This window comes from Streptomyces sp. SAS_270, assembly GCF_052543295.1.
Map to the genome: position 1 here is coordinate 1 of NZ_JBMNDS010000073.1, position 24,808 is coordinate 24,808.

General features: G+C 70.6%; 17 protein-coding genes and 3 pseudogenes. 8 read left to right on the forward strand and 12 right to left on the reverse strand.

Features of this window, described 5'->3' with window-relative positions; translation table 11 throughout:
• The first annotated feature begins 315 nt into the window (after positions 1 to 315).
• Together ACN6LB_RS34980 and ACN6LB_RS34985 are read left to right on the forward strand one after the other, a co-directional pair.
• Positions 316 to 1,338: a LacI family DNA-binding transcriptional regulator gene (locus tag ACN6LB_RS34980; protein ID WP_445029352.1), complete on the forward strand. Its 1,023-nt coding sequence runs from the start codon at positions 316 to 318 to the stop codon at positions 1,336 to 1,338.
• A 266-nt stretch (positions 1,339 to 1,604) separates the two neighbouring features.
• A complete protein-coding gene (locus ACN6LB_RS34985; RefSeq protein ID WP_445029353.1) occupies positions 1,605 to 2,720 on the forward strand; it encodes a GH12 family glycosyl hydrolase domain-containing protein in 1,116 nt (371 codons plus the stop codon).
• A 111-nt stretch (positions 2,721 to 2,831) separates the two neighbouring features.
• Here ACN6LB_RS34985 and ACN6LB_RS34990 read toward each other — a convergent pair whose 3' ends face one another.
• From ACN6LB_RS34990 to ACN6LB_RS35000, 3 genes are all read right to left on the reverse strand, one after another.
• Positions 2,832 to 3,383, reverse strand: coding sequence for a dihydrofolate reductase family protein (locus ACN6LB_RS34990; protein WP_445029354.1), 552 nt, complete (start codon positions 3,381 to 3,383; stop codon positions 2,832 to 2,834).
• Between the two features lie 170 nt (positions 3,384 to 3,553).
• Positions 3,554 to 6,256 (reverse strand): pyruvate, phosphate dikinase, encoded by a 2,703-nt coding sequence (gene ppdK, locus ACN6LB_RS34995; protein WP_445029355.1) that lies wholly within the window; start codon positions 6,254 to 6,256, stop codon positions 3,554 to 3,556.
• Positions 6,257 to 6,265: 9 nt separating this feature from the next.
• Positions 6,266 to 7,168: a universal stress protein gene (locus tag ACN6LB_RS35000; RefSeq protein WP_445029356.1), complete on the reverse strand. Its 903-nt coding sequence runs from the start codon at positions 7,166 to 7,168 to the stop codon at positions 6,266 to 6,268.
• A gap of 173 nt (positions 7,169 to 7,341) precedes the next feature.
• On the opposite strand from ACN6LB_RS35000, the gene ACN6LB_RS35005 reads away from it, so the two are divergent.
• Positions 7,342 to 8,163, forward strand: coding sequence for a universal stress protein (locus ACN6LB_RS35005; protein WP_445029357.1), 822 nt, complete (start codon positions 7,342 to 7,344; stop codon positions 8,161 to 8,163).
• A gap of 241 nt (positions 8,164 to 8,404) precedes the next feature.
• Here ACN6LB_RS35005 and ACN6LB_RS35010 read toward each other — a convergent pair whose 3' ends face one another.
• Together ACN6LB_RS35010 and ACN6LB_RS35015 are read right to left on the reverse strand one after the other, a co-directional pair.
• On the reverse strand, positions 8,405 to 8,881 hold the full coding sequence (locus ACN6LB_RS35010; protein ID WP_445029358.1) for a hemerythrin domain-containing protein: 477 nt from the start codon (positions 8,879 to 8,881) through the stop codon (positions 8,405 to 8,407).
• Between the two features lie 47 nt (positions 8,882 to 8,928).
• Entirely contained in the window at positions 8,929 to 10,134 is a 1,206-nt protein-coding gene (locus tag ACN6LB_RS35015; RefSeq protein ID WP_445029398.1) for an MFS transporter, read from the reverse strand.
• Positions 10,135 to 10,531: 397 nt separating this feature from the next.
• Here ACN6LB_RS35015 and ACN6LB_RS35020 point away from each other — a divergent pair, with 397 nt between their 5' ends.
• Positions 10,532 to 10,954, forward strand: coding sequence for a pyridoxamine 5'-phosphate oxidase family protein (locus ACN6LB_RS35020; protein WP_445029359.1), 423 nt, complete (start codon positions 10,532 to 10,534; stop codon positions 10,952 to 10,954).
• A 113-nt stretch (positions 10,955 to 11,067) separates the two neighbouring features.
• Here the strand turns inward: ACN6LB_RS35020 and ACN6LB_RS35025 are convergent.
• Positions 11,068 to 11,322: pseudogene (locus tag ACN6LB_RS35025) on the reverse strand (hypothetical protein); the annotation flags it as partial.
• A gap of 138 nt (positions 11,323 to 11,460) precedes the next feature.
• Positions 11,461 to 11,634: a hypothetical protein gene (locus ACN6LB_RS35030; RefSeq protein ID WP_445029360.1), complete on the reverse strand. Its 174-nt coding sequence runs from the start codon at positions 11,632 to 11,634 to the stop codon at positions 11,461 to 11,463.
• A 502-nt stretch (positions 11,635 to 12,136) separates the two neighbouring features.
• Between ACN6LB_RS35030 and ACN6LB_RS35035 the strand changes: the two genes are divergently transcribed.
• From ACN6LB_RS35035 to narI, 4 genes are read left to right on the forward strand one after another with little or no spacing between them, the layout of a single operon-like run.
• On the forward strand, positions 12,137 to 15,838 hold the full coding sequence (locus tag ACN6LB_RS35035) for a nitrate reductase subunit alpha (RefSeq protein WP_445029361.1): 3,702 nt from the start codon (positions 12,137 to 12,139) through the stop codon (positions 15,836 to 15,838).
• 1 nt (position 15,839) lies between these two features.
• Positions 15,840 to 17,375, forward strand: a complete 1,536-nt coding sequence (narH, locus tag ACN6LB_RS35040; protein ID WP_445029362.1) for a nitrate reductase subunit beta — start codon at positions 15,840 to 15,842, stop codon at positions 17,373 to 17,375.
• Positions 17,372 to 18,163, forward strand: coding sequence for a nitrate reductase molybdenum cofactor assembly chaperone (narJ, locus tag ACN6LB_RS35045; RefSeq protein ID WP_445029363.1), 792 nt, complete (start codon positions 17,372 to 17,374; stop codon positions 18,161 to 18,163). The genes narH and narJ overlap by 4 nt, the downstream gene beginning before the upstream one ends.
• Positions 18,160 to 18,942 carry a respiratory nitrate reductase subunit gamma gene (gene narI / locus ACN6LB_RS35050; protein WP_445029364.1) on the forward strand — a complete coding sequence of 261 codons (783 nt, stop codon included), beginning with the start codon at positions 18,160 to 18,162 and terminating at the stop codon, positions 18,940 to 18,942. The genes narJ and narI overlap by 4 nt, the downstream gene beginning before the upstream one ends.
• A 4-nt stretch (positions 18,943 to 18,946) precedes the next feature.
• On the opposite strand, the pseudogene ACN6LB_RS35055 reads toward narI, so the two are convergent.
• The 5 genes and pseudogenes from ACN6LB_RS35055 to ACN6LB_RS35075 form a co-directional block, all read right to left on the reverse strand.
• Positions 18,947 to 20,140, reverse strand: a pseudogene (locus tag ACN6LB_RS35055) (pyruvate formate lyase family protein); the annotation flags it as partial.
• Positions 20,141 to 20,323: 183 nt separating this feature from the next.
• Positions 20,324 to 20,598: pseudogene (locus ACN6LB_RS35060) on the reverse strand (hypothetical protein); the annotation flags it as partial.
• Between the two features lie 107 nt (positions 20,599 to 20,705).
• The gene (locus tag ACN6LB_RS35065) at positions 20,706 to 21,215 is read right to left on the reverse strand and encodes a flavodoxin domain-containing protein (RefSeq protein WP_445029365.1); all 510 of its coding nucleotides are present in this window, start codon (positions 21,213 to 21,215) and stop codon (positions 20,706 to 20,708) included.
• 21 nt (positions 21,216 to 21,236) lie between these two features.
• Positions 21,237 to 21,968, reverse strand: a complete 732-nt coding sequence (locus ACN6LB_RS35070; RefSeq protein WP_445029366.1) for a CBS domain-containing protein — start codon at positions 21,966 to 21,968, stop codon at positions 21,237 to 21,239.
• Between the two features lie 13 nt (positions 21,969 to 21,981).
• Positions 21,982 to 24,672, reverse strand: coding sequence for a bifunctional acetate--CoA ligase family protein/GNAT family N-acetyltransferase (locus ACN6LB_RS35075; protein WP_445029367.1), 2,691 nt, complete (start codon positions 24,670 to 24,672; stop codon positions 21,982 to 21,984).
• Between the last annotated feature and the right edge of the window lie 136 nt (positions 24,673 to 24,808).

Sequence of the window (24,808 nt, forward strand, 5' to 3'; positions counted from 1 at the left end):
CCCCCCCCCCCCCCCCCCCCCCCCCCCCCCCCCCCCCCCACCTGAAGGGTGGACGGGATCTGGCCCGGCTGAGCGAGGTGTTCCAGTCAGCCGCGTCTGTCGCCGACTCGTTCATGTCGCCGTCTCGCTCATGTCGCCGCCCTGAGACGCGAGTTCACCGAGGGCGTCGGCCAAAGCCTCGCGAATCCCCCCTCCCGCCATGACCGGTCAGGCTCTTCCGGCACTACTCCTTTCAGCCGTACGGCGACGTCGCTGGAGAAGCCATGTGCCCGGTTCCCTCGCGCCGTAAGATCGGTGATCTCAGGGGAGGTGGTCATGGGGAGGCAACGCCTTGGCGCGCCGACGCTGGAGCAGGTGGCTGCCCACGCCGGAGTGGGACGAGGCACGGTCTCCCGCGTCATCAACAACGCGACCGGCGTGAAGAAGTCGACGCGCCAGGCCGTGCAGCGCGCCATCGAGGAACTGGGCTACGTGCCCAATCTCGCCGCGCGCTCACTGGCCGGCCGACGGGCCGACGCCGTCGCCCTCGTGTTGACGGAACCGGACTGGCGGCAGTTCGCGGAGCCCTTCTTCTCCGAGATCGTCCGCTCGCTCGCGGACGCGCTGGCAGACACCGGGATGCAACTGCTGCTGACGCTGGTCCGTTCGGACGCCGAACGGCAGCGCTTCCTGGAGTACGCGCGCGGCGGCCGCGTCGACGGAGCGTTGCTGGTGTCCGTGCACGCCGGCGATCATCTGCCGGACATGCTCGCCGAGGCCGGGTTGCCGACCGTCATGCTGGGGCGGCGCTCGAACGACGAGTTCGTCAGCTACGTCGACGCGGACAATGTCGGCGGCGCCCGCAGTGCCGTGTCCCACCTGCTCAAACGGGGCCGTAGGGCGATCGCCACCATCACCGGACCGCTCGACATGTACGTCGCCCAGTGCCGGTTGCGCGGCTATCACGAGGCCTTGGCCATGGCGGGCCTGGAGGGCGAGCGGTCCTGGGTCGCCGAGAGCGACTTCACCGAGGAGAGCGGACGCCGCGCCATGGCCGAACTCCTCGAACGGCACCCGGAGATCGACGGCGTCGTCGCGGCGTCGGACACCACGGCGGCGGGTGCTCTGCAGGCGTTGCGCGCGGCGGGACGGCGCGTGCCCGAGGACGTCGCCGTGATCGGCTTCGACGACTTTCCGTTGGCTGAGCAGACCAAGCCGCGTCTGACCACGGTTCGTCAGCCGCTGGAGGAGATCGGGCGGGCCATGGTCCGGCTGCTCCTGGAGGAGATGGACGAGCCGGCTGTGGCCTGGCGGCACGTCATCCTCCGTACGGAGCTGGTGGTGCGCGAGTCGTCCTGACCGCCTTCGGCGGGAACAGGAGTTTCGGGAGCGCTCCCAAATCAAGCACGAACGACCCGCGCATTCGGCCATCCCCCACCTGCTCTCCCCCCTGTCCTGAACTGGGCCTTCGAAAATGCTTCGATCGATTCTCGCCCGCAGCCTTGTCAGGAACATGCACTCTTCCTAGAGTCCCTGCCGAACCGAAGGCATGGGAGCGCTCCCGCAGATCCGCCTACGGGAGCGCTCCCACTCCTACTCCCCCACCCCCTTCGGAGAGGATCCGCATGCGACCGTCACCGCACCATGCCCGCAACGCACGTGGCCTGATCGGCGCGCTGCTCACCGCGCTCGTCTCGCTGGCCGCGTTGCTGACCACCGCGCCGGCGGCACAGGCCGACACCACCATCTGTGAGACCTTCGGATCGGCCACGGTCCAGGGACGCTACGTCGTCCAGAACAACCGCTGGAACACCAGCCAGACTCAGTGCGTCACGACCTCCGACTCGGGCTTCAGGGTCACCCAGGCCGACGGCTCGGTCCCGACGAACGGCGCCCCGAAGTCGTACCCGTCCATCTTCAACGGCTGCCACTACACCAACTGCTCCCCCGGAACCAATCTGCCCGCCCAGCTCAGCACCATCTCCGGCGCGCCCACCAGCATTTCCTACAACTACGTCAGCAACGCGGTGTACGACGCGGCGTACGACATCTGGCTCGACCCCACACCCCGCACCGACGGCGTCAACCGGACCGAGATCATGATCTGGTTCAACAAGGTCGGATCCGTCCAGCCCGTGGGCTCCCAGGTCGGCACCGCAACCGTGGCCGGACGCCAGTGGCAGGTGTGGTCCGGAAACAACGGCACCAACGACGTGCTGTCCTTCGTCGCGCCGTCGGCGATCAGCAGCTGGAACTTCGACGTCATGGACTTCGCCCGGCAAGCCGTTTCCCGCGGGCTGGCGCAGAACAGCTGGTACCTGACCAGCATTCAGGCGGGCTTCGAGCCCTGGCAGAACGGCGCAGGCCTCGCCGTGACCTCGTTCTCCTCCACGATCAACACCGGTGGCGGTCCGGGCGGCTCCACGGCCTGCAAGGTGGCCTACGGGACGAACGTCTGGCAGGGCGGCTTCACGGCCGACGTCACCGTCACCAACACCGGCTCCTCCGCTGTCGACGCCTGGAAGCTCGGATTCGCCCTGCCTGCCGGGCAGCAGATCACCAGCGCCTGGGGGGCCGGCGTTTCTCCGTCGTCGGGAGCGATCACGGCAAGCAACCTGGCCTACAACGCGCAGATCGCACCCGGCGGTCAGGTGTCCTTCGGCTTCCAGGGCACTTACGGCGGCACCTTCGCCAAGCCCGCCGGTTTCAGCCTCAACGGCACCTCCTGCGGCGCCGCCTGACCCGCGGCTCCCACACTCCGGGGCCCGCCCGGCTTCCTCACGCCAACCGGGCGGGCCCCGGCTCCAACCAGCGGGGCCCCATCCCAACGGGCATGATCCTTCCCGAGGCTGTCAAGCTCGCCGGTATCGCAGGTCCACGGCCTCTGCGGGGTCGCCGTCGTGAATCCGGGCCCACCGGACCGGCTCGATACCGGGGCAGTCGAACAACCGCACTCCGGAGCCGAGCATGACCGGCGCCAGATGTACGCGGAACTCGTCGATCAGGTCGCGCTCCACGCACTGCCGGGCGATGTCCTGGCTGTGCAGTTCCAGGTCCTTGCCCTCCGCCGCGGCCAACCCGATCTCGACCGCCTCGGCCACATCGCAGTTGAGGAACGTGACACCGGGATCCGGAATCGCGTCCTCAGGGTGATGTGTCAGTACGAACACCGGACCACTCCACGCTCCGCCGTACGGCTGCTTGCTCGCCCGGCCGGGATACCGCTCAGCGAGCGCGTCGTACCCACTACGACCCCCGAGCACGGCCCCCAGACTGGCGATCGACTCCTGGACGACGCCCCGACCGGCCTTCACCCCGGCCATCCAGTCCATCGAGTGGCCCGGACCAGCCGCGAACCCGTCCAGCGACATCATCAGATGCCAGCGCACCTTGCCCTTGCCCATGAGGCCCTCCGTACGTCTCTGTGTACCGGTGTTGACCGACCGGCGCGCCGAAACTCGTCGGTGAACGACCGAACCATCGCGCACGGTCCTCGACAGGGCACGATGCCCGACCGCTGGCCAGTGGCCAGCGGCCGAATGGTCCCGCGCGCTGAGGCTCCCACCGATCGTCATCACCTGCTGTCGTCGGCCGCGATGGTGTCTGACAGGGCCGCGCGTCCGGCCTCCAGTCGGGCCGCTGGGATCCTGAAGGGCGAGCAGGAGACGTAGTCGAGGCCGGCACGGTGGAAGAAGTGGATGGACTCCGGGTCACCACCGTGTTCGCCGCACACCCCCGTCTCGAGGCGGGAATTGACGGCGCGCCCCTCGTCGAGGGCCAGTTGGACAAGGCGTCCGACGCCCTCCTGGTCGATCGTCTCGAACGGCGAGACCCCGAAGACCTCCTTCTCCAGGTACAGCGGGAAGAAGGACGCCTCCGCGTCGTCCCGGGACAAGCCCCAGGTCGTCTGGGTGAGGTCGTTGGTGCCGAAGGAGAAGAAGTCGGCGAACCGGGCGATGCTGCCCGCGGTGAGCGCCGCACGGGGCAGCTCGATCATCGTGCCGATCGGACAGGCCAGGGCCTCGCCGGTCTCGGCCGCGACTTCCGCGAGGACGCGTTCCGCTTCTGCCCGGGCCAGGCGCAGTTCCTCGACGGTGCCGACGAGTGGGACCATGATCTCGGCGCATGGTCGGCCGCCGTCGCGCAGACGTTGAACGACGGCCTCGGCAACGGCCCGCACCTGCATCGCCATCAAGCCGGGCACGGCTAGACCGAGGCGCACGCCGCGCAGGCCCAGCATCGGGTTCTGCTCGTGCATCCGCTCGACGGCGTCGAGCAGTTCGCGGTCATGGACGTCAGGATGTGCGGCGCTCGCCAGCCGGACGGCCAGCTCCGTGCGGTCGGGCAGGAACTCGTGCAGCGGCGGGTCCAGGAGTCGGATGGTCACCGGCAACCCGTCCATGGCCTTCAGAATGCCGGTGAAGTCCGCCCGCTGAAGCGGCAGCAGGGCCTCCAGGGCCCGTTCGCGAGTGGTGTTGTCGCGGGCCAGGATCATCGCCTCGACCAGGGCCCTGCGCTCGCCGAGGAACATGTGCTCGGTGCGGCACAGACCGATGCCCTGCGCCCCGAGGCTGCGGGCGCGCGCGGCGTCCTCCGGTGTGTCGGCGTTGGCGCGGACCTCCAGGCGGCGTACGGAGTCGGCGTGTGCGAGTGCTCCCTGCACCGCCTCGGTGAGCGGTCCGGTGCTCACACCTGTCTCCAGTGCATGTCCGACGTCCGATGCGGTCAGCGGCAGCGCGCCGAGGTGTACGGTGCCCGCGGTGCCGTCGACGGAGACGGTGTCGCCCTCACTCACGACCACCCCTGATTCCGTGGTGAGCCGACGGGCGACCGGATCTACGGCGAGTGACTCGGCCCCGCACACGCACACCTTGCCCATGCCCCGGGCGACGACGGCGGCATGGCTGGTCTTGCCTCCCCTGCTGGTCAGGACCGCCTCCGCGGCGATCATGCCAGGCAGGTCGTCGGGGGTCGTCTCCCGGCGGACGAGGACCGTGTGCTCACCGGCCGCAGCACGGCGTACGGCCTCGGCGGAGTCGAAGACCGCAACGCCCACTGCCGCTCCCGGCGAAGCGGGCACGCCGTGGGCCAAAGGCACATCGGTGGAGCGGGTCTCGAAGCGGGGGAACATCAGCCGCGTCAGTTCCGTGCCGTCCACGCGGGTCAGTGCCTCGTCGGGCGTGATGGTCCGCTCCTGGCTCAGGTCGTGGGCTATACGGAAGGCGGCCTCGGCGGTGCGCTTGCCGACCCGGGTCTGCAGGATCCACAGCTTGCCGCGTTCGACGGTGAACTCGACGTCGCACAGGTCGCGGTAGTGGCTCTCCAGCGTGCGCAGGTGGTCGCAGAGTTCGGCGTACGCGCGCGGGTCGAGCGCCTTGAGCTCGCTGATGGGCAGGGCGTCGCGCACGCCGGCAACGACGTCCTCGCCCTGCGCGTCGGGCAGGTAGTCGCCGTACATGCCGCGTTCGCCGGTGGCGGGGTCGCGGGTAAAGGCGACGCCGGTGCCGCTGCTTTCAGAGGTCACGGTGGAACCCAGGTTGCCGAACACCATCGCCTGGACGTTGACGGCGGTGCCGAGGTCCGCGGGGATGTGTTCGCGGTGGCGGTAGACGCGGGCGCGCTCGGTGTTCCAGGAGTCGAAGACCGCGAGGATGGCGCGGAAGAGTTGGTCTGCGGGGTCCTGCGGGAAGTCCTCGCCGGTCTCCTTACGGATGATGGCCTTGAACTCCTCGGTCAGCAGGGCGAGTTCGGCGGTGTCGAGCAGGTGGTCGTCGGCGACCGCACGCCGGGCCTTGTGCTCGGCGATGGCCTGCTCGAAAAGGTCACCGTCCACGCCCATCACGGTGTGTCCGAACATCTGGATGAGTCGGCGGTAGGAGTCCCAGGCGAACCTCTCCTGCCCGGACGCCTTGGCGAGCCCGGTGACGGACTGGTCGTTGAGCCCGATGTCGAGGATGGTCTCCATCATGCCGGGCATGGAGAAGCGGGCGCCCGAGCGCACGGACACCAGCAGGGGGTCGTCGGGCGCGCCGAGGGTGCGGCCCATGGTCTGCTCGAGACGGGCCAGAGCCTGGACCGCCTCGACGCCGAGTTCGGGTGGCTCCCCGCCCGTCTCCAGGTAGACCTTGCAGGCGTCGGTGGTGACGGTGAATCCGGGCGGAACGGGTAGGCCGATCCTTGTCATCTCGGCGAGTCCGGCTCCTTTGCCGCCGAGCAGGGCGGCCATGTCCCGGCCGCCCTCGGCGAATTCGTACACGTACTTCGTCGGCTTGCTCATCATGGCCTCTCAGACATGAGGTACGACGGCCACGGGGCAGCCGACGTGGTGGATGGCGGCGTGCGCGACGGGGCCGGTGCGCGGGCCGGCGGGCCGCTCCGTGATGCGTCGGCCGACGACGAGCAGACTCGCCCCGCAGGCGGCTCGGACCAGCACGGACTGCGCACGGCCCTCGGTCACCGTCTCGGCGACCTCGACTCCTGGATACTTCTCGCGCCACACCTGCAGGACGGCGGTCAGGAAGCCGAGCCACTCCTCGGCCCGCTGCGGGCCTTCCACCAGGTTGATGTCGCCGGGGCCGAGTCCGATCGGGGAGGGCTGGTGCCAGGCGTGGACGACCTTGAGGCGTGCCCTGCGCAGCCGGGCCTCCTCGAAGGCGAACTCGATGACCTCATCGCAAGGGTCGTCGAGGTCGACACCGAGGACCACGTCGCGGTATCCGGTGCGGGTGGACGCGCTGCCGTCACCCGCGAGGAGGTGCTCGTCGCAGGCCTCCTCGCCGGCCCGGACGAGTACGACGGGCCGGGTCGCCCGTGCCACCACGCCCAGCGCGACCGAGCCGACCAGGAGTCCGGTGAAGCCGGTCAGGCCGCGTGAGCCCAGCACGAGCAGGTCGGCGTGCTCGGCCGCCTTCAGGAGAGCGGCGGTCGCGGGGCCCTCGACCTGCTCGTCCTCGATGCCGACCTCGGGGCAGATGCGGCGGATGCGGTCCTCCGCCTGGCGCAGGAAGCGGCGGGCGAGGTGCCGCTGCGCGGCCGTGACCATTTCGCCGTCTTCCTGGCGCGGGTGCCAGTTCCATGCGTGCACGAGCCGCAACGGCCGGTCGCGGCGTACCGCCTCGTGAGCGGCCCACTCCGCGGCGGCCAGGCTCTCGGCGGATCCGTCGACTCCGGCGATGACGGGCACAAGCATGATGCGCACCTCCTGCGCTCGACCTGCTCCTCGATCCCAGCGTCGTCCCGTGGTCTACCGGCGGGTATGGGCCGCCAGGTCACCAACCGGGTCCGTTCGGCCCCTGCGCGGGCGGGGGATCCAAGGCCAGCGTGGAAGGCCCACGGCCCGGAAGGCGGCACACCATGCAACGCATGATCATCATCGGTGTCGACCGGTCGGCACACAGCCGTGCCGCGGCCGACTGGGCCACACGCGAGGCGCTGCTGCGCGGACTCCGACTGCGGGTGGTGCATGTGTCGCCGCCGGCTTCGTTGGATCCCGTGGAACAGTGGCCATACGATCCAGAGGCCGTGACGGACCACGTGGTGGCCGAACTCATCGAACGGCACCCGTCGTTGCGGCCATGGGGTGACAGCCTCACCGGAGCGCCGGCCCCGGTTCTGCGCGCCGTGGGCAAGGACGCGGAAGTGCTCGTGCTCGGCCTGCGAGGCGAGGGCGGTCACGCCGGAATCACTGTGGGATCGACGGCGGCGATCCTTGCTACGTCGTCGCCCGGGCCGTTGGTCCTGGTCCCCGGCACGTCGGCCGAGGATGGTCCGTCACGCCCTTCCTCCGGCGTGACCGTCGGCATCGACGTCCGCAGACCGGCAGGCGGCGCGCTCGACTTCGCATTCGAGGCGGCACGGCTGCGCGGCGCCCGCCTGCACGCTGTGTACGCCTGGAAGCTGCCCGCGCACACAGCCGCTTCGCCCCTGCCCGTCCTGGAGGAGGACCGCGCCGAGTGGGAGGACCACGAGGTCCAGCTGCTTTCCGATGTGCTGCGGCCGTGGCGCGCGAAGTACCCGGACGTCGATGTTCTGGCGGACGTAGTGTTGTTCACCCCGGTGGAGGCCCTCGCCCATGCCTCGGAAGGCGCCGAACTGGTGGTGGTCGGACGGCGTTCCGGCTCGGTCGGCACCGTCCGGGACCTGCTGGAGCATTGCCGGTGCCCTGTCGCCGTGGTGCCGTCCTAGGCAGGGCGGGTCCGGCGGATCGGACCAGTGGCACGGCGGGGAGGGTCGGCCCGTCGGGTCGGGTCGTTCGGCCCCTGTGGGCGTACGGCGTCGGCGCACCGTGAGGGGCATGAGCCCCAGGGGCGGTTACCCGGGCTCCACGAGGCATGCCGGCGGCTATCACCCGCGCCCCCCACTCGACGTGAGTGGGGGGCGCGGGGTCTGGTCGGTGTGCTCTCAAGGGAACGGGAGCGCGGCCCGGTCAGGCGGCCGGCAGGGACAGGGTGCCGCCCGCCTCGGCGCGCGCAGCCTCGACCGCTTCCCACTCCTCGGTGCTCAGGTTCGCGAGTGCGGCCGGGAAGACGCCGTCCTGCTCTTTGAGGATGTGGTCGCGCAGCAGGGCCATCGCCTCCATCAGACGGTCCGGCCAGGCCGGGTCCGAGGGCGTCGCGCGGTCGGCGGCCTCGTCGAGCACCGACTCGATGCGACGGTGTTCGGCCTCCAGGGCGGCGATCTGTTCGGGGAAGTCCCCGGCCAGCGCCGGGAACAGACCGAGCTCCTCCACCTGGGTATGCGGGCCGAGCACGGCCACGATCTCCCGGGCGACCTGCGCCATCCGGGCCGCTCCGCCCCCCTGGTGGGCGGGGCGCAGGTGGCTGATCAGGCGGACCACCTCGTCGTGCTCACGGGTCAGCTCGTCGATCGACGCCAGCGACTGGCATCCGCAGTACTCGCACACCGGTCTTCTCCCTGTCCTTCGTTCCTCTTGGTTTCGTCGGCTGGCCCTTACGCGGTGGTGTCGGCGGCGCGGTACTCGCGCCGACCGCCGGTGCGCGGCTTCCGCTTGTCGCCTGCGGCGCGGACACCGGTGAGTGTGAAGGCCAGTGCCGCCGCGGCCACGATCGCGAGGAGGACAAGACCGACCGCGTACGAGCCGTACTCGCCGTACAGCGAGCCCATCACCAGCGGCGGCAGGAAGCCTCCCAGCCCGCCCGCGGCGCCGACCACGCCGGTGACCGAGCCGACCTGGTTCGCCGGGGTGCGCAGGGCCACCAGGGCGAAGGTCGCCCCGCTGCCCGCACCGAGCGCGCCGGCCATGGCCAGGAAGGCGATGGTGCCCACCGGGGCCAGTGCCGGGGTGAACGACTGCACGACCGCTCCGGCCACGACCACGGCCAGCGCGCCGGCCAACACCCGCACCGGGCCCACCCGGTCCGACAGCCAACCGCCGATCGGGCGCATCGCGACCGCCAGCAGCACGAACCCGGCCATGCGGTTCGCGGCGTCCGCCTGGGTCAGGCCGTACCCGGTCTTGAGGTAGGTGGGCAGGTACACGGAGAACGCCACGTACCCGCCGAACGCGACCGCGTACAGCGCGGACGCCTGCCAGGTGATGCCGAGGCGGGCGGTGGCGGCCAGGCGGCGGGTCAGCGACTCGGTCGGCACGGTGCGTCCGGGTGCGTCGCGCAGCAGCAGTGCGGCGGCGACGGCGTACGCGGCCAGGACCGCGGCGGTGATCAGGAACGGGGTCTTCATACTGTTCGCGGCGACCAGCTTCACGGTGGTCAGGGCGCTGATCGCAGTGCCGCCCATGCCGGCGCCGAAGACGCCGATGGCCAGGCCGCGCCGCTCGGGCGGGAACCATGCGTTGACGAAGGGCACGCCGACGGCGAAGGCGGTGCCTCCGATGCCGAGGAAGAACCCGCCGATCAGCAGCGCCGTCAGTGAGGAGTGCCCGGCCAGGCCGAGGTAGAGCACCGGCACGATGGTGACCGCCGACACGATCGGGAACATGATCCGGCCGCCGAACCGGTCGGTCAGCGCGCCCACCGGAATCCGGCCCAGGGAACCGACCACGACCGGCACCGCCACCAGCAGCGACTGCTGGAACGACGACAGGTCGAGGCCGTCCTTGAACCGCGGGCCCAAGGGACTCAGCAGCGCCCATGCCCAGAAGTTCACAGCGAAACCGACCGTGGCCAGAGCCAGCATCAGCCACGCCCGGCCGGACACCGGAGCACCCGATGGCGAGCTCCCGCTCTTCGACTTCAACGACTGGACCATGTTGTCCGTCCCTTTCCTTTGCCTGGTGGTACAGCGCCAGCGGGATCGCACGCGCACAGCAGGCCCCTTGCCTGCCAGGCGGCGTCCCGCAACCACTGTCGGCATCCGGAGCCACCGCCGGGATGGGCCATGGGTCCCTATCGACGGACGGACAGGCCCTGGGCTCGGCTCCGGCCGTCCCTGCTCGCCCCCGCCACCCCGAGCACCGGGTTGCGGGCCGTGGCCCCCGCGAAGCAGCGGCCACGGCCGGCGCTCCCGACGGGACCCCTCAAAGGAGGGCCGGTCGGCCCTACCCCCTCGCAGCGCCCATGGGTTCCATGGACTGATGTCCCAGAACGACGCCTTTCGCGCACTCGACCGGCAGGAGTGCCTGCGCCTGCTGACCAAGGTGCCGGTCGGCCGCGTGGTGTACACCCGGCAGGCCCTGCCCGCGGTCCTCCCCATCAACTTCTCCCTGGACACGGACTCCTCCGTCCTGCTGTGCACCTCGCCGGACTCGAACCTTGCACACGCCATCGACGGCGTCGTGGTCGCCTTCGAGGCGGACGAGTTCGACGCTGCCACCCAGTCCGGCTGGAGCGTGGTCGTCACCGGACGGGCCACCGTGGTGACCGACCCCGACGAGCACGAACGCCTCTCGCAGACCGGCCCCAGCTCCTGGATGCCCCTGCACGATGCGGCGTTCGTACGGATCGAGTCCGAGATGGTCACCGGACGCGAGCTCTGGGGAGCGTGCGGCACACTGTGAGGGGCAACCCGCAGCGACCGCTGGGGCCTTGACGCCTCCGTGCGGACAAGGCGCGAGCCGACAGTGCGAGTCAGTCCGTCGGTTCGGACCTCGGATCGTCCTCGCATCAATGCTCAGATCAGGGCCTCCGGCCCCGGCCCCGGCCCCGCTGTGGGACCAGGCACAGCGTATGCACGCACGCGGGGCGTTCTGCCGCCGTCCGGGCCGTATCCGAAGCGGATCAGCAACTACGGGCAGCACCCCTGCCGCGATCCGGCCATCGCCACCCGCAGGTCCGGCCACTCCATGGCCTGGTGCAGCATTGAGGTTCGCACCCCGCGCTGGGTCGCCGTGAGCAGCACGCGCTGAAGGGCCTCCCCCGCCCTCAGCCTCATCTGGGAGCCCACCCGCGTCTGCCCCCTGGCCTGCCTCCACCGCCGGGCCGAGGCCGTGCCCGACCGTATCCGCCGGGTCGTGTGCGGCTCGCAGGGCTCCGACGAGCGTGGTGAGGCAGCGGTGTTCGCCGATCAGGCTCTCGACGAGGAGGCGGGCCGGGCCTCGGGCATGCGGTGGGCGGCGGGGTAGAGCGCGGCTTCCTCGGCTGCGGCGTGGGGCAGGAGCGAGCGGTCGCAGAGGGCCACGAGACCGGCGTGGATCTTCCCGGCGGCGTTCGGGTCGCGGTCCACGGCGGTGAGCAGCATTTTCACCCGTCCGGCCAGCTCGCCGGTCGGGTGTGGTGTGCCTCGGCTGATTGCAGGGCCGTGGCGTCCTCGGTGTTCGAGGCAAGGGTCAACTCGCTCATGTCGGTGTCTCCAGCAGGTCGGACCGGAGCAGCAGGCCCATGCGGTCGGGAAAAGGCATCCGAAGTGCCGGGGCGGATGCCGCGTCCGGCCGCGCGGGGCGGCCGGACGCGTGTGATCGAACCGGGCGACACGCGCCATACGCGCTGCGCCTGCGGCAGCCAGGGACGGGGGAATTGGCCGCCCGTCAGGCGCGGGACGCGGTCGTACGTGACAGGTGCGCATCTGCGGTTCGATCGCTGCCCAGCGTGCATGACGGGCGTGCCCGACTCCCAGCCGACCGGACCCGGCACCGGGGCCATTGGTCCCTATTGCAGCCGTCTCGGACTGGGCCGGAAGGCCATCCGGCAGGGGCCGCCGGCCCCAGGTACACCAAGGTTGTCACCGCCTAGCGTTCCCAGCCATGGAGAACGATCAGAACGCTCGGCGTCAGGCGTCAGGTGCCGGGGAAGGCTGGCCCCTGGCCGCCCGCAGGCTGCTCACCCGCAGCGAGGTGTCGGCTGACGGGCGCGCCGTGTTCGGCGAGAACGACGGCAAGTGGGAGGGCTTCTACCGGGACCGGTGGGCTCACGACAAGGTGGTGCGTTCCACGCACGGTGTGAACTGCACCGGCTCGTGTTCGTGGATGGTGTATGTCAAGGACGGCATCATCACCTGGGAGCACCAGGCCACCGACTACCCCTCGATCGGCGCCGACTGCCCCGAGTACGAGCCGCGCGGCTGCCCGCGCGGAGCATCGTTCTCCTGGTACACCTACTCGCCCAGCCGCGTCCGATATCCCTACGTGCGGGGCGAGTTGCTGAAGCTGTGGCGTGAGGCACGCAAGCGGCTCGGCGACCCGGTGGCGGCCTGGGCCGAGATCACCTCCGACCCGGCGAAGGCGCGGGCGTACAAGCGGGCTCGCGGCAAGGGCGGTCTGGTGCGCGCCGACTGGGAGGAGGTGTCCGAGCTGATCGCCGCCGCCCAGGTGCACACAGTGAAGGAGTACGGCCCCGACCGTGTCGCGGGCTTCTCCCCGATTCCGGCGATGTCGATGGCGTCGTTCGCGGCCGGTGCCCGGTTCCACTCGCTGATCGGCGGCACTCTGCTGTCGTTCTACGACTGGTACGCCGACCTGCCGATCGCCTCGCCGCAGGTCTTCGGCGACCAGACCGATGTCCCCGAGGCGGCCGACTGGTGGAACGCCGGCTACCTGATCATGTGGGGTTCCAACATCCCGGTGACCCGCACCCCGGATGCGCACTTCCTGACCGAGACCCGCTACAACGGCACCAAGGTCGTCGCGGTCAGCCCCGATTACGCCGACAACGTCAAGCACGCCGACGAGTGGCTGTCCCCGCACCCGGGCACCGACGGCGCGCTGGCGATGGCCATGGGCCACGTCGTCCTGCGCGAGTTCCTCGTCGACCGCGAGGTGCCCTACTTCCAGGACTACCTGCGCAAGTTCACCGACGCCCCCTTCCTGGTGACCCTGCGCGAGCACGACGAACACGGTCTCGTCCCCGACGGGTTCCTGACCGCCGCCGACCTCGGACACGACACGGAACATGCCGAGTCCAAGACCGTCCTCCTGGACGGGGCCACGGGCCAACCCGTGGTCCCGGGCGGCTCGCTCGGCTTCCGGTGGGGGGACGCCGAGCGAGGCCGCTGGAATCTCGATCTGGGCGATGTCGTACCCGAGCTGAGCCTGCTGGAGTCGGCCGAGGACACCGCGTCCGTCGCCTTGCCCCGATTCGACGAGGGGACCACCGAGGGCGGATCGGTGATGCTGCGCGGCGTTCCCGTCCGCTGGGTCGGCGGCCGACTCGTCACCACCGTCTTCGACCTGATGCTCGCCCAGTACGGGGTGAGGCGTCCCGGCCTCCCCGGCAGCTGGCCGTCGTCCTACGAGGACGCGTCCGAGCCGTACACCCCTGCCTGGCAGGAGACGATCACGTCCGTGCCGGCCGAGCAGGCGGCCCGGATCGCCCGGGAGTTCGCCCGCAACGCCGAGCGCACCAACGGCCGGTCCATGATCGCGATGGGCGCCGGCACCAACCACTGGTTCCACTCCGACACCATCTACCGGGCCTTCCTGGCCCTGACGACGATGACTGGCTGTCAGGGCGTCAACGGCGGCGGCTGGGCCCACTACGTCGGCCAGGAGAAGGTCCGCCCGGTCACCGGCCAGCAGCACTTGTCGTTCGCCTTCGACTGGCAGCGGCCCACCCGGCACATGGCGGGCACCTCCTACTGGTACCTGAACTCCGACCAGTGGCGCTACGAGGCGTTCGGGCCCGACGAACTGGCCTCCCCGCTAGGGGAAGGGCGGTTCAAGGGCAAGGGGTTCGCCGACTGCCTGGCCCAAGCCGTGCGGCTCGGCTGGACGCCCGGTCACCCCGGCTTCAACCGCAACCCCCTCGACCTCACCGACGAGGCCGCGCGGGCGGGGCGCCCGGTCGCCGAGCACGTCGTCGACGAACTGAAGTCGGGGCGGCTGCGGTTCGCGGTCGAGGATCCCGACGATCCGGCCAACTTCCCGCGTGTCCTCACTGTGTGGCGCGCCAACCTGCTCGGCTCGTCCGGCAAGGGCAACGAGTACTTCCTGCGCCACCTGCTGGGCACGGACGCGGCGGTCCGCTCCGAACAGACCCCGCCCGAGCACCGGCCGAAGGACGTGGTGTGGCGGGAGGAGGCACCCGAGGGCAAGCTCGACCTGCTCGTCACCATGGACTTCCGGATGACCTCCACCAGCCTGCTCTCCGACGTCGTCCTGCCGGCCGCCACCTGGTACGAGAAGGACGACCTGTCATCCACGGACATGCACCCCTTCGTGCACGCCTTCACCCCCGCCATCGCCCCGCCCTGGCAGGCCCGTACCGACTACGACACCTTCCTGACCATCGCCGACAGGTTCAGCGAACTCGCTGCCGAACACCTCAGCACCCGCACCGACGTCCTGGCGGTACCGCTGCTGCACGACACCCCTGACGAACTCGCCCAGCCGGGCGGGGTCGTACGGGACTGGAAGACCGGCGAGTGTGAACCCGTCCCCGGGCGGACCATGCCGAAACTGGTGGTCATCGAGCGGGATTACGCCGCGATCGCGCAGAAGATGCGCGCCGTGGGCCCGCTGCTGGACACCCTGGGCACCACCACCAAGGGCGTCACCGTCCACCCTGACCAGGAGATCGACGAGCTCCGGCACCGCAACGGCACCGTCAGGGACGGAGTCGCCGCCGGACGGCCCTCGCTCGCCACCGCGTCCCACATGTGCGAGGCGATCCTCGCCCTGTCCGGCACCACCAACGGACGGCTGGCCACCGAGGGCTTCAAGGAACTCGAGAGGCAGACCGGCAGCGAGGGCCTGGTGGAGCTCTCCGCCGAACGCGAGGCGGAACGGATCACGTTCGCCGACACCCGTACCCAGCCCCGCTCGGTGATCACCTCCTACGAGTGGTCGGGCTCGGAGACCGGCGGCCGCCGCTACTCCCCCTTCGTCATCAACACCGAGCACAAGAAGCCCTGGCACACCCTCACCGGCCGCCAGCACTTCTTCGTCCAGCACGACTGGATGGCCGAACTCGGCGAGCAACTTCCCGTCTACCGGCCCCCGTTGAACACGCCCCGGCACTACGGCGACGAGCAGTTGCACGAGAGTGGACGCGCCGAGGTCACGGTCCGCTATCTGACCCCGCACTCCAAGTGGTCCATCCACTCGAACTACCAGGACAACAAGTACATGCTCGACCTGTCCCGCGGCGGACCCACGATCTGGATGTCCACGCAGGACGCCGAGAAGATCGGCGTGAGCGACAACGAGTGGATCGAGGCGTACAACCGCAACGGCGTGGTCGCCGCCCGCGCGGTGGTCACCCACCGGATGCCCGAGGGCACGGTGTACATGTACCACGCCCAGGACCGCAACGTGAACGTGCCGAAGACCGAGGTCAGCGGCAAGCGCGGTGGCATCCACAACTCCCTGACGAGGCTGCTGCTCAAGCCCACCCATCTCGCGGGCGGCTACGCGCAGTTCACCTACGCCTTCAACTACTACGGCCCGACCGGCAACCAGCGCGACGAGGTCACCGTCATCCGCCGCCGCAGCCAGCAAGTGGAGTACTGACATGCGCGTCATGGCACAGATCGCGATGGTGATGAACCTCGACAAGTGCATCGGCTGCCACACCTGCTCCGTCACCTGCAAGCAGACGTGGACCAACCGCACCGGCGTCGAGTACGCCTGGTTCAACAACGTCGAGACCAAGCCCGGTGTCGGCTACCCCCGCCGCTACGAGGACCAGGAGCAGTGGAAGGGCGGCTGGATGCTCGACAAGCGCGGACGTCTCGTCCTGCGCTCCGGCGGACGTCTCAAGCGCCTGCTGTCGATCTTCGCCAACCCCGACCTGCCGTCCATCGAGGACTACTACGAGCCGGTCACCTACGACTACGACAACCTCGTCAACGCCCCCGCCCAGGAGGACATGCCCGTCGCCCGCCCCCGCTCCGTCCTCACCGGCAAGCCCACCGCGATCACCTGGGGCGCCAACTGGGAGGACGGCCTGGGAGGCGCGCCCGAGAACGCGGGGGGCGATCCGAACCTGACCGGTGAGTGGGCGGAGAAGGTGAAGTTCGAGTTCGAGCAGACCTTCCTCTTCCACCTGCCCCGCCTGTGCGAGCACTGCCTCAACCCGGCATGCGTGTCGGCCTGCCCGTCGGGCGCGATGTACAAGCGCGTCGAGGACGGCATCGTCCTGGTCGACCAGGACCGCTGCCGGGGCTGGCGGATGTGCGTGACGGCGTGCCCGTACAAGAAGGTGTACGTCAACCACGCCACCGGCAAGGCCGAGAAGTGCACCTTCTGCTTCCCGCGCATCGAGGCCGGCCAGCCCACCGTCTGCTCCGAGACCTGCGTGGGCCGGCTGCGCTACCTCGGCCTGCTTCTCTACGACGCCGACAAGGTCGGCGAGGCCGCCGCCACCCCGGACGAGAAGGACCTCCTCGACGCCCAGCGCGGGGTGTTCCTCGACCCGCACGACCCGGAAGTGCGCGCCGCAGCCCGCGAGTCGGGCATTCCGGAGGACTGGCTGGACGCGGCGCGCCGCTCCCCGGTCTACGACCTGGTCATGCGGTACAAGGTGGCGCTGCCGTTGCACCCGGAGTACCGGACCATGCCGATGGTCTGGTACGTCCCTCCGCTCTCCCCCGTCCTCGACGCCGTCGACGCAGCCGGCGGCAACCAGGACGACCCCGACCACGTCTTCGCCGCCGTCACCCGCCTGCGCATCCCGCTGGAGTACCTGGCGGAACTGTTCACCGCCGGGGACACCGACGTGGTCGCCGGCGTACTGATGAAGCTCACCGCGCTTCGCTCGTACATGCGCGAGCGCACTCTCGGCGAGGCCGGCGACGAGGCCCCGCTCAAGGCCGTCGGCCTGAACGCACGCGAGGCGGAGGACCTGCACCGGCTGCTCGCCGTCGCCAAGTACGCCGACCGGTACGTCGTCCCCGCAGCGCATATGGAGGACGCCGCCGCGCTGACCGCGATGGAGAACCGCTGCCCGGTCGAGACGTCCGGCGACGACGAGCCCCGCAAGGTCATGCTCGGCATCCCCACCCTGCGCCGCCGTACACCCGAAGCTCCCGCCGGAGGCCGTCCGTGAGCCCGCTGCCCTCAACGATTCCCGCGCTCGTCCGCACCCGCGTCCGCGCGGCCGTACGCCGCCCGGCCCGTCTCACACCTGAGGAGACTGCCGGCCGAGCCCTGATACTGCGGCTCGTGTCGCTGCTCCTGCAGTACCCCGACTGCGAACTGACCGCAGCCCGGACAGAGTTGACCGTCCTGGTGGAGGCTCTTCCGGCCACGCCCGCGGCCGAGGAACTGGCCCGGTTCACCGACTGGTTCGCCGCACAGGATCCCGAGGCGCTGGAGCGGCACTACGTCGAGATGTTCGACCTGCGCCGCAAGAGCAGCCTCTACCTCACCTACTACCTGCACGGCGACACCCGCCGTCGCGGCATGGCCCTGCTCACCCTGAACCAGCGCTACAAGGCCGCGGGCTGGGACATTGACGGCGGCGAACTGCCCGACCACCTGCCGGTCGTGCTTGAGTTCGCCGCCCTCGTAGGCCCGGGTGGTGGCGAGGCACCGCTGCGCCACCACCGGCGCGGCCTGGAACTGATCCACCGGGCGCTGACCGACGCCGACTCGCCCTACCTTCACGTGCCGGCCGCGCTGCTCACGCTGCTGCCACCGCCCACCGAGGCGGACCGCGCGGCGGTGGCCCGGCTCGTCGCGGAGGGCCCGCCGAACGAGGAGGTCGGGCTCGACCCCTACGGGACTTACGGAGACGGCGAGTTCGCCCCTCCCGGCACCTTCGTGCCGCCGGTTCCTGCCCCGCCGACCTCTGTGCCACCCGCTCCGAGCAGCCGTACGGAAGGCCCCCGATGAACGCCGTACCCACCACCCTGGCCGCCGCGTCCACGAGCGGCGCAGATCTCCTGCTGTGGGTCGCCGTTCCGTACATCTGTCTCGCGGTGTTCGTCGTCGGGCACGTCTGGCGCTACCGGCAGGACCAGTTCGGCTGGACCTCTCGCACCAGCCAGCTCCTCGAACACCGCTGGCTGCGTTTCGGCAGCCCGCTGTTCCACCTGGGCGCCTTCATGGTGATCGCCGGGCACGTGGTGGGCCTCGCCATCCCCGACTCGTGGACCGAGGCGGCCGGCATCACTGAGCACGCGTACCACACCACGGCCGTGTGGGCGGGTTCCGTGGCGGGCGTCGCCATGGTCACCGGACTCGGCATGCTGTGCGCCCGCCGGCTGCTGACCCGATCGATCCGGTTGGGTACCGACCGCAGCGACAAGCTTCTCTTCCCCTTGCTGTCCGCCACCGTCCTGCTCGGTATCACCGCCACCGCCGCCCACAACGTCTTCGGCCCCGGCTACGACTACCGCTCCACCGTCTCCGTCTGGTTCCGCGGCCTGTTCGTCCTCCAGCCGCAGCCCGAGGCAATCGCCGGAGCCCCGCTGCTGTTCCAGCTGCACGCCCTGACCGCCTGCCTGCTCTTCGCCGCCTGGCCCTTCACCCGGCTGGTCCACGTCTGGAGCGCCCCCATCGGATACCTCGCCCGCCCCTACCTGGTCTACCGCAGGCGAGCCACACCGGCCACGGCCCCGACGGCCGCGGGCCGGCCCCGGTCGGCCTCCGGCTCCCGGCGAGCCGCATGAGTCACTGGATGGCACTGGTGTCGATGGACACCTGGGCGCAGAACTCCTTGAAGCCCTCGGGCAGCCTGGGCGACCACAGGACGGTGAGGTTGGGCTCGGGTGCCGGGCCGAGGTTGTAGAGGGTCTGCAGGAAGCGGAAGGAGGTGCGGGTGACCAGCGGGCGGCCGTCGGTTCCTATGCCGCCGATGGACTCCGTCACCCAGGTGGGGTCGCCGGAGAACAGGGCGTCGTACTCGGGGGTGCGCAGGAACCGGACGATCCGCAGCTTGATCACGAAGTCGTCGATCAGCTCCTGGGCGCGGATTTCATCGAGGATCCCCTCGTCCAGGTCCCGCTGGAGGTAGACGTCCAGGAAGGTGGAGGTGCGGCCCAGCGACATCGCGGCGCCGTTCTGTTCCTTCACCGCTGCCAGGAAGCCGAGGTAGAGCCACTGCACCGCTTCGTGGGCGGTGACGGCGGGGCGGGTGATGTCGCAGCCGTAGGAGTCGGCCATCTGCGTCAGCTCTCCCAGTGCCCGGATCTGTTCGGCCAGTTCCTCGCGGTCGCGGATGACGTCCGGCGTGGAGGGCTGTGCGTCCAGGAGGGCCTTCTCGGCCCGCTTGGCCTCGATCAGTCGGGTCGTGCCGTACAGCGCGACGCGCCGGTAGTCACCGATGATCCGGCCGCGGCCGTAGGCGTCGGGCAGGCCGGTGATGATCCCGGCCTTGCGGGCGGCGCGCATCTCGGGTGTGTAGGCGTCGAAGACGCCGTCGTTGTGGGTCTTGCGGTAGGTGCCGAAGACGCGGGTGACGAAGGGGTCGGTCTGGTAGCCGTATGCCGTGAGCCCGTTCTCGACCATGCGCAGCCCGCCGTTGGGCATGATCGCCCGCCGCAGTGGCGCGTCGGTCTGCAGGCCGACGATCAGTTCGCGGTCGCGGTCGATGAAGCCCGGCCGGTGCGAGGTGATGGTGGACGGGTTGCCCGGGTCGACGTCGAGGATGCCCCGGCGGCGCTCTTCGGGGAACAGGGCGGCGACCTTGCCCCAGACGGCGAGGGTGCGCTCGGTCGGCCCGGTCAGGAATGTGGAACCATCCTCGTAGGGCGTGTAGTTGGCCTGAATGAAGTCGCGCACGTCGACGTGGTCCCGCCAGTGCGTGCCGGCGAAGCCCCGCCATGCCTCGGTCCTCGACCGGGGTCCAGCTGTCACCGTTGCCGTCATCGCGGTTACTCCCTCACTCCGCATGTGAACCTCTGCGCTTTTGATGCTCGTCCGTCGTCCTGCCCGCCGGGAGGGCCTGTCGGCGCACCGGAGGCCCGCCATCCGTCCCTGTTGTGCCGGGCCGTTGGGCCCCGTCAGGCGGAGCCTGGCTTTCTGATCAGCCCTTCCAGGACGCACTCGGGAGGGCAGCCGCGCCCAGTCCCTGCCCAGACCCCAAGTGGCACCGGCACTCGCGACCGTTGGGGCGATGAGGACGGCGTAGATGAGGTGGCAGTCGGCAAACGGGTTGGTCGACATGCTCGCCGGCCCGGCGGACAGGGTGCTTGGCCGGCGGCCACTCGGCGATCCACATCAGCGGCCATCATGGCCGTGCCGGCGCTCGCCGCGAGCCGCCAGCCGATGCCTGCGACCAGGGTGAGGCCGATGCCGAGCAGGCCGAGCATGAACAGCCAGGACGACGTCGGCACCTGTACTCCGGACCCCCTTTCGCGACACGCGAGAGCCCGGCGCGTGTGCCACGCCGGGGTCGTCCGTACCGAACCCGTGGACACCTTGGGCCGTACGTTCAGGTGCTCTGTCGTTCCTCCACCAGTTCGCCCGAGACACGTGCCGTCCATGCCTCGATCTCGGGGAAGTTCCGGAAGTCGCCGCCCTTTCCGTTACGCACGATCATCCGGGCGATGCGCCCCTTGGCTCCCTCTTCGAGGCAGCCTCCGAAGGTGACATGTCCCCGTGCGTCGAGCCGGGTCATGGCGCGGCGCACGCCGGGCACGGGTGGAATCTCCCGCTCGGAGGCCGAGGCGTCCAGCGGGCCGCTGCTGAAGAACCACAGCGGACGTTCGGCCAGTGCGCGGCGGTTGCGGCGCACGAACCGGCGGGCATCCTTGTGCCAGCGTCCGGCGTACAGTCCGCCGCCGACCACGACCGCGTCGTAGCGCGTCACGTCGGTGACGGATCCGGCCGGCAACACATCGGCCGTGAACCCTTCCTTGCGCAGAACCTCGGCCACGGCCTCGGCGATCTGCGCGGTCGATCCGTTCGTCGTCCCATAGGCGACCAGCACGCTGGTGGGCATGGCGGTCCGCCTCCTCTCAGCTCACAGCTTGCGCATCCAGTTGTCGGCGACGCCGTGCAGTGCCGGCTCGTCGGGCCGCAGATGGGAGTCGTCCAGCCGGTAGGTGAGCTTGTGGACGACCGCGACGACCCCGTCGATCTGACGGGTCATGGAGACGGTGATCTCCGTCTCGCTCTTGCGTTCCATGTGGCCGGACAGGGTGACCACACCCTCGACCACGGAGACGTCGATGCTGCGGGGCGCCAGCCACAGTGCGCGCACCAGAACCTCCTCGACGATCTCGCTGCGGATCTCCTCGTCGGGCCGCAGGAAGACCTGCAGCAGGTCACGGCGGGTGACGATGCCGACGAGCCGGTTCTCCTCGTCGAGGACGGGCAACCGCTCGACGTGATTCAGGGCCATGGTCCGGGCGGCCTCGACGATGCTGTTGTCGGCGTGCACCGTGATGGGCGGCTCGGTCATCAGCTGGCCGGCGGTGCGCGCCCGGGTCTTCGCGGCCCGGGCCCTGCCCTCGCGGGTGAGCGAGGCGAGGCGGTGATGCCTCTTCGACTCGTCGGGGCCCGGCGTCTCCGCCTGCCTGATCATGAGATCCGTCTCGGAGATGACGCCGATGACCTCGTCATCATCGTCCACCACCGGCAGTCCGCTGATGCGGTGTTCGCCGAGCAGTCGTGCCACCTCCTTGAACGGCGTGCCGTACGTGGCGCGGACCACCTCACTGGTCATCACGGAGCCGACCTTGTTGTGCTTCATGCCTCTTCCCTCCTCAGCGGAGTCGCCGCAGATACGGGTCCTGGGGCCTGCGGGGCAGCAGGCGCACGCGCGCATCGAGCACATGGACTCCGCCCGGTGTCGCGAGAACGGGGTTGAAGTCGGCCTCGGCCAGCTGCGGCAGATCGCTCGCCATCCGGGACAGCCTCAGCAGCAGCTGTTCGAGGCCTTCGAGGTCGACGGGGCGCGCGCCGTTCGCGCCGAAGAGCAGCGGGGCGCAGCGCGGGGCCGTGATCAGGTCGTGCACGTCGTGGTCGGTGAGTGGGGCGAGCCGGGCGGCGTGGTCGGCGAGCACTTCGGTCGCGGTGCCGCCGAGCCCGAACAGGACCAGCGGGCCGAACACCTCGTCCTGGACCACACCTGCGAACAGTTCGGTGCCGCGGTCGGCGAGCGGTTGCAGCACCACACCGGTCAACAGGCCTGCGAACCGGGTCTCCAGGTCCCGGAAGGCGGCCCGTATCTGGGCGTCGCCGCGCAGGTCGAGGTGGACGGCGTGCTCCGCGGTCTTGTGCAGCAGCCCCGGCCAGTACCCCTTCATGACCACCCGGCCGTCGGCGCCGCGCAGCCGGTCGGCGGCGAGAACGGCGTCGTCCTCGGTCTCGGCCCAGGCCCACGGCGACTGGGGAATGCGGTAGCAGGCGAGGAGTTCGGCACACGCGCGCGGGTCGAGCCAGCCGCCGTCCGGGTGCGCGTCGAGGTAGGTGTCCACAACGGCGTGGGCACGCGCGGTGTCGACCTCGTCGAGGTCGGGGACGGTCCCGGCGGGCCGTGCCAGCCAGGCCGCGCGCCGCCCTGCGTGGGCCAGCGCCCGTGCCGCCGCCTGCGGTTCGGCGTACGACGGGACGGTGCCGCCGCCGGCGGGCAACAGCTCGACGGGCAGGGCCTGTTCGAGCCGCACCGTCGCGATCGGCTTGGTCCACCGGGCCGGAGCGGCGGTAAGAGCTCGCACCAGGTCGTCGCCGGTCGCCTCGGCGACCGCCGTGGGAACGAGAGCGACCAGCACGGCGTCGACGCCGCTGTGCCGCATGATCCGGTCCACGCAGTCGGTGAGCTGTTCCTCCGTGACGGCGGCGGTCGCGTCGACGGGGTTGCCGACGGCGGCGCCCTCGGGCAGTACGGCGAGCAGGTCGTCGATCAGTCGCGCGGTGGGCGCCGGCAGGGTCAGGCCGGCCTCGGCGCAGGCGTCGGCGGCGAGGACGCCCGCGCCGCCCGCGTTGGTGACGATGGCGACGCGAGGGCCGGCGGGCAGCGGTTGGGAGTGCAGCAGGGCGGCGGTTTCCAGGAGTTCGCCGACCGACCGGGCGGCGGTGATGCCGGCCTGCGTGAACAGCGCGCCTCGGGTCATGGTGCGGGTGGCGGCGGCCGCGGTGTGCGAGGCCGCGGCGCGCCGGCCGGCGTCGGTGCGACCGGCGTCGACGGTCAGCACCGGCATGCGGCGGGTCACGCGGCGGGCGGTGCGGGAGAAGGCGCGCGGGTTGCCGAAGGACTCCAGGTGCAGCAGGGCGAGATCAGTGCGGCTGTCGCTCTCCCACCACTGGAGCATGTCGTTGCCGCTGACGTCGTACTTGTCGCCCAGGGACACGAACGTGGAGACGCCGATGCCGAGCCGGGACAGCCCGTCGAGCAGGGCGATGCCGACACCGCCGGACTGGACGGCGACGCCTGCACTGCCGGGGCGAGGATGGCCGGCGGCGAAGGTGGCGTCGAGGCGCAGGGAGGGGTCGGTGTGGGAGATGCCGAGGCAGTTGGGGCCGACGATCCGCATGCCGTAGGTGCGGCAGGACGTCATCAACGCCCCGGCCTGGTCGGCGTCCAGGCCCGCGCTGACGACCAGCAGAGCCCGTACGCCCGCCTTGCCGCACTCCTCGGCGGACTCCGGGACCGAGGCGGCGGGGACGGCGAGTATCGCGAGGTCGGGGGTCCTGGGCAGGGCTGCGACCGCCGGGTACGACGGCACGCCGAGGATGGAGGTCGCGGCCGGGTTCACGGCGAACAGACGCCGGGTGAATCCGCCGGCGCGCAGGTGGTGCAGGATCGCCCGGCCCACGGAGCCGGGTTTGCGTCCGGCACCGACGACGGCCACCGCTTTCGGCCGCAGCAGCGGCTCGAGGCTGGCCACGTCGGCGGCCCGGCCACGCTCCTCCACGGCCGTGAGGTAGGTGTCGCTGTCGTCGAGCTCGATGGTGCAGCGCACCTCCGGGCCTTCGAAACGGCGGGCCGTACGCAGGCCGAGGTCGGCGAAAAGCCGTAGCACCTCACGGTTCTCGCTGAGGGCGTCGGCCGTGAAGGCGGTGACGCCCTCGGCGCGGGCCGCGGAGACCAGATGCTCGACCAGAAGGGTGCCGACGCCGCGGTGGTGCAGTCCGTCGGCGACCGCGATGGAGATCTCGGCCGTGGTCCCGGTGCCGCCGGTGTCGTACTCGGCGAGCCCGATCACCTGGTCCTTCGTCTCGGCCAGCAGGGCGCGGTAGCCGGGACGCGTTGTGCCGCAGGCCCGGTCGGCTGCCCTTTTGGCGGAAGGGCGGCTGGCCGTGAAGAACCGCAGCCGCAGGTTCTCCGTGGACATCTCCTCGTAGAGCCCCTGCAGCTGGTCGTGATCACCCTGGTTCACCGACCGGATGCACACGGTGGTGCCGTCCGCGAGCAGGGCATGGACCATGGGGCGGCTGAGTGCGTCGTGCGTCATCGCAGTCTCTCCTCCGGGTCTACCGACACTTCCAGGGTCCAGCGGAACGGACTGCGTTCCCATGGGCTGTCCGGGCGGGCCTCCTGGGCCACTCGGCCCTCGGTGGCGGGGCAGGTCGACAGCGCCCCGAAGCGGC

Excerpts from the sequence above, each read along its gene's own strand:
- ACN6LB_RS34980 (WP_445029352.1), top strand. The coding sequence starts at position 316 with ATGGGGAGGCAACGCCTTGGCGCGCCGACGCTGGAGCAGGTGGCTGCC.
- ACN6LB_RS34985 (WP_445029353.1), top strand. The coding sequence starts at position 1,605 with ATGCGACCGTCACCGCACCATGCCCGCAACGCACGTGGCCTGATCGGC.
- ACN6LB_RS34990 (WP_445029354.1), bottom strand. The coding sequence starts at position 3,383 with ATGGGCAAGGGCAAGGTGCGCTGGCATCTGATGATGTCGCTGGACGGG.
- ppdK (WP_445029355.1), bottom strand. The coding sequence starts at position 6,256 with ATGAGCAAGCCGACGAAGTACGTGTACGAATTCGCCGAGGGCGGCCGG.
- ACN6LB_RS35000 (WP_445029356.1), bottom strand. The coding sequence starts at position 7,168 with ATGCTTGTGCCCGTCATCGCCGGAGTCGACGGATCCGCCGAGAGCCTG.
- ACN6LB_RS35005 (WP_445029357.1), top strand. The coding sequence starts at position 7,342 with ATGATCATCATCGGTGTCGACCGGTCGGCACACAGCCGTGCCGCGGCC.
- ACN6LB_RS35015 (WP_445029398.1), bottom strand. The coding sequence starts at position 10,134 with ATGCTGGCTCTGGCCACGGTCGGTTTCGCTGTGAACTTCTGGGCATGG.
- ACN6LB_RS35020 (WP_445029359.1), top strand. The coding sequence starts at position 10,532 with ATGTCCCAGAACGACGCCTTTCGCGCACTCGACCGGCAGGAGTGCCTG.
- ACN6LB_RS35030 (WP_445029360.1), bottom strand. The coding sequence starts at position 11,634 with ATGCTGCTCACCGCCGTGGACCGCGACCCGAACGCCGCCGGGAAGATC.
- ACN6LB_RS35035 (WP_445029361.1), top strand. The coding sequence starts at position 12,137 with ATGGAGAACGATCAGAACGCTCGGCGTCAGGCGTCAGGTGCCGGGGAA.
- narH (WP_445029362.1), top strand. The coding sequence starts at position 15,840 with ATGCGCGTCATGGCACAGATCGCGATGGTGATGAACCTCGACAAGTGC.
- narI (WP_445029364.1), top strand. The coding sequence starts at position 18,160 with ATGAACGCCGTACCCACCACCCTGGCCGCCGCGTCCACGAGCGGCGCA.
- ACN6LB_RS35065 (WP_445029365.1), bottom strand. The coding sequence starts at position 21,215 with ATGCCCACCAGCGTGCTGGTCGCCTATGGGACGACGAACGGATCGACC.
- ACN6LB_RS35070 (WP_445029366.1), bottom strand. The coding sequence starts at position 21,968 with ATGAAGCACAACAAGGTCGGCTCCGTGATGACCAGTGAGGTGGTCCGC.
- ACN6LB_RS35075 (WP_445029367.1), bottom strand. The coding sequence starts at position 24,672 with ATGACGCACGACGCACTCAGCCGCCCCATGGTCCATGCCCTGCTCGCG.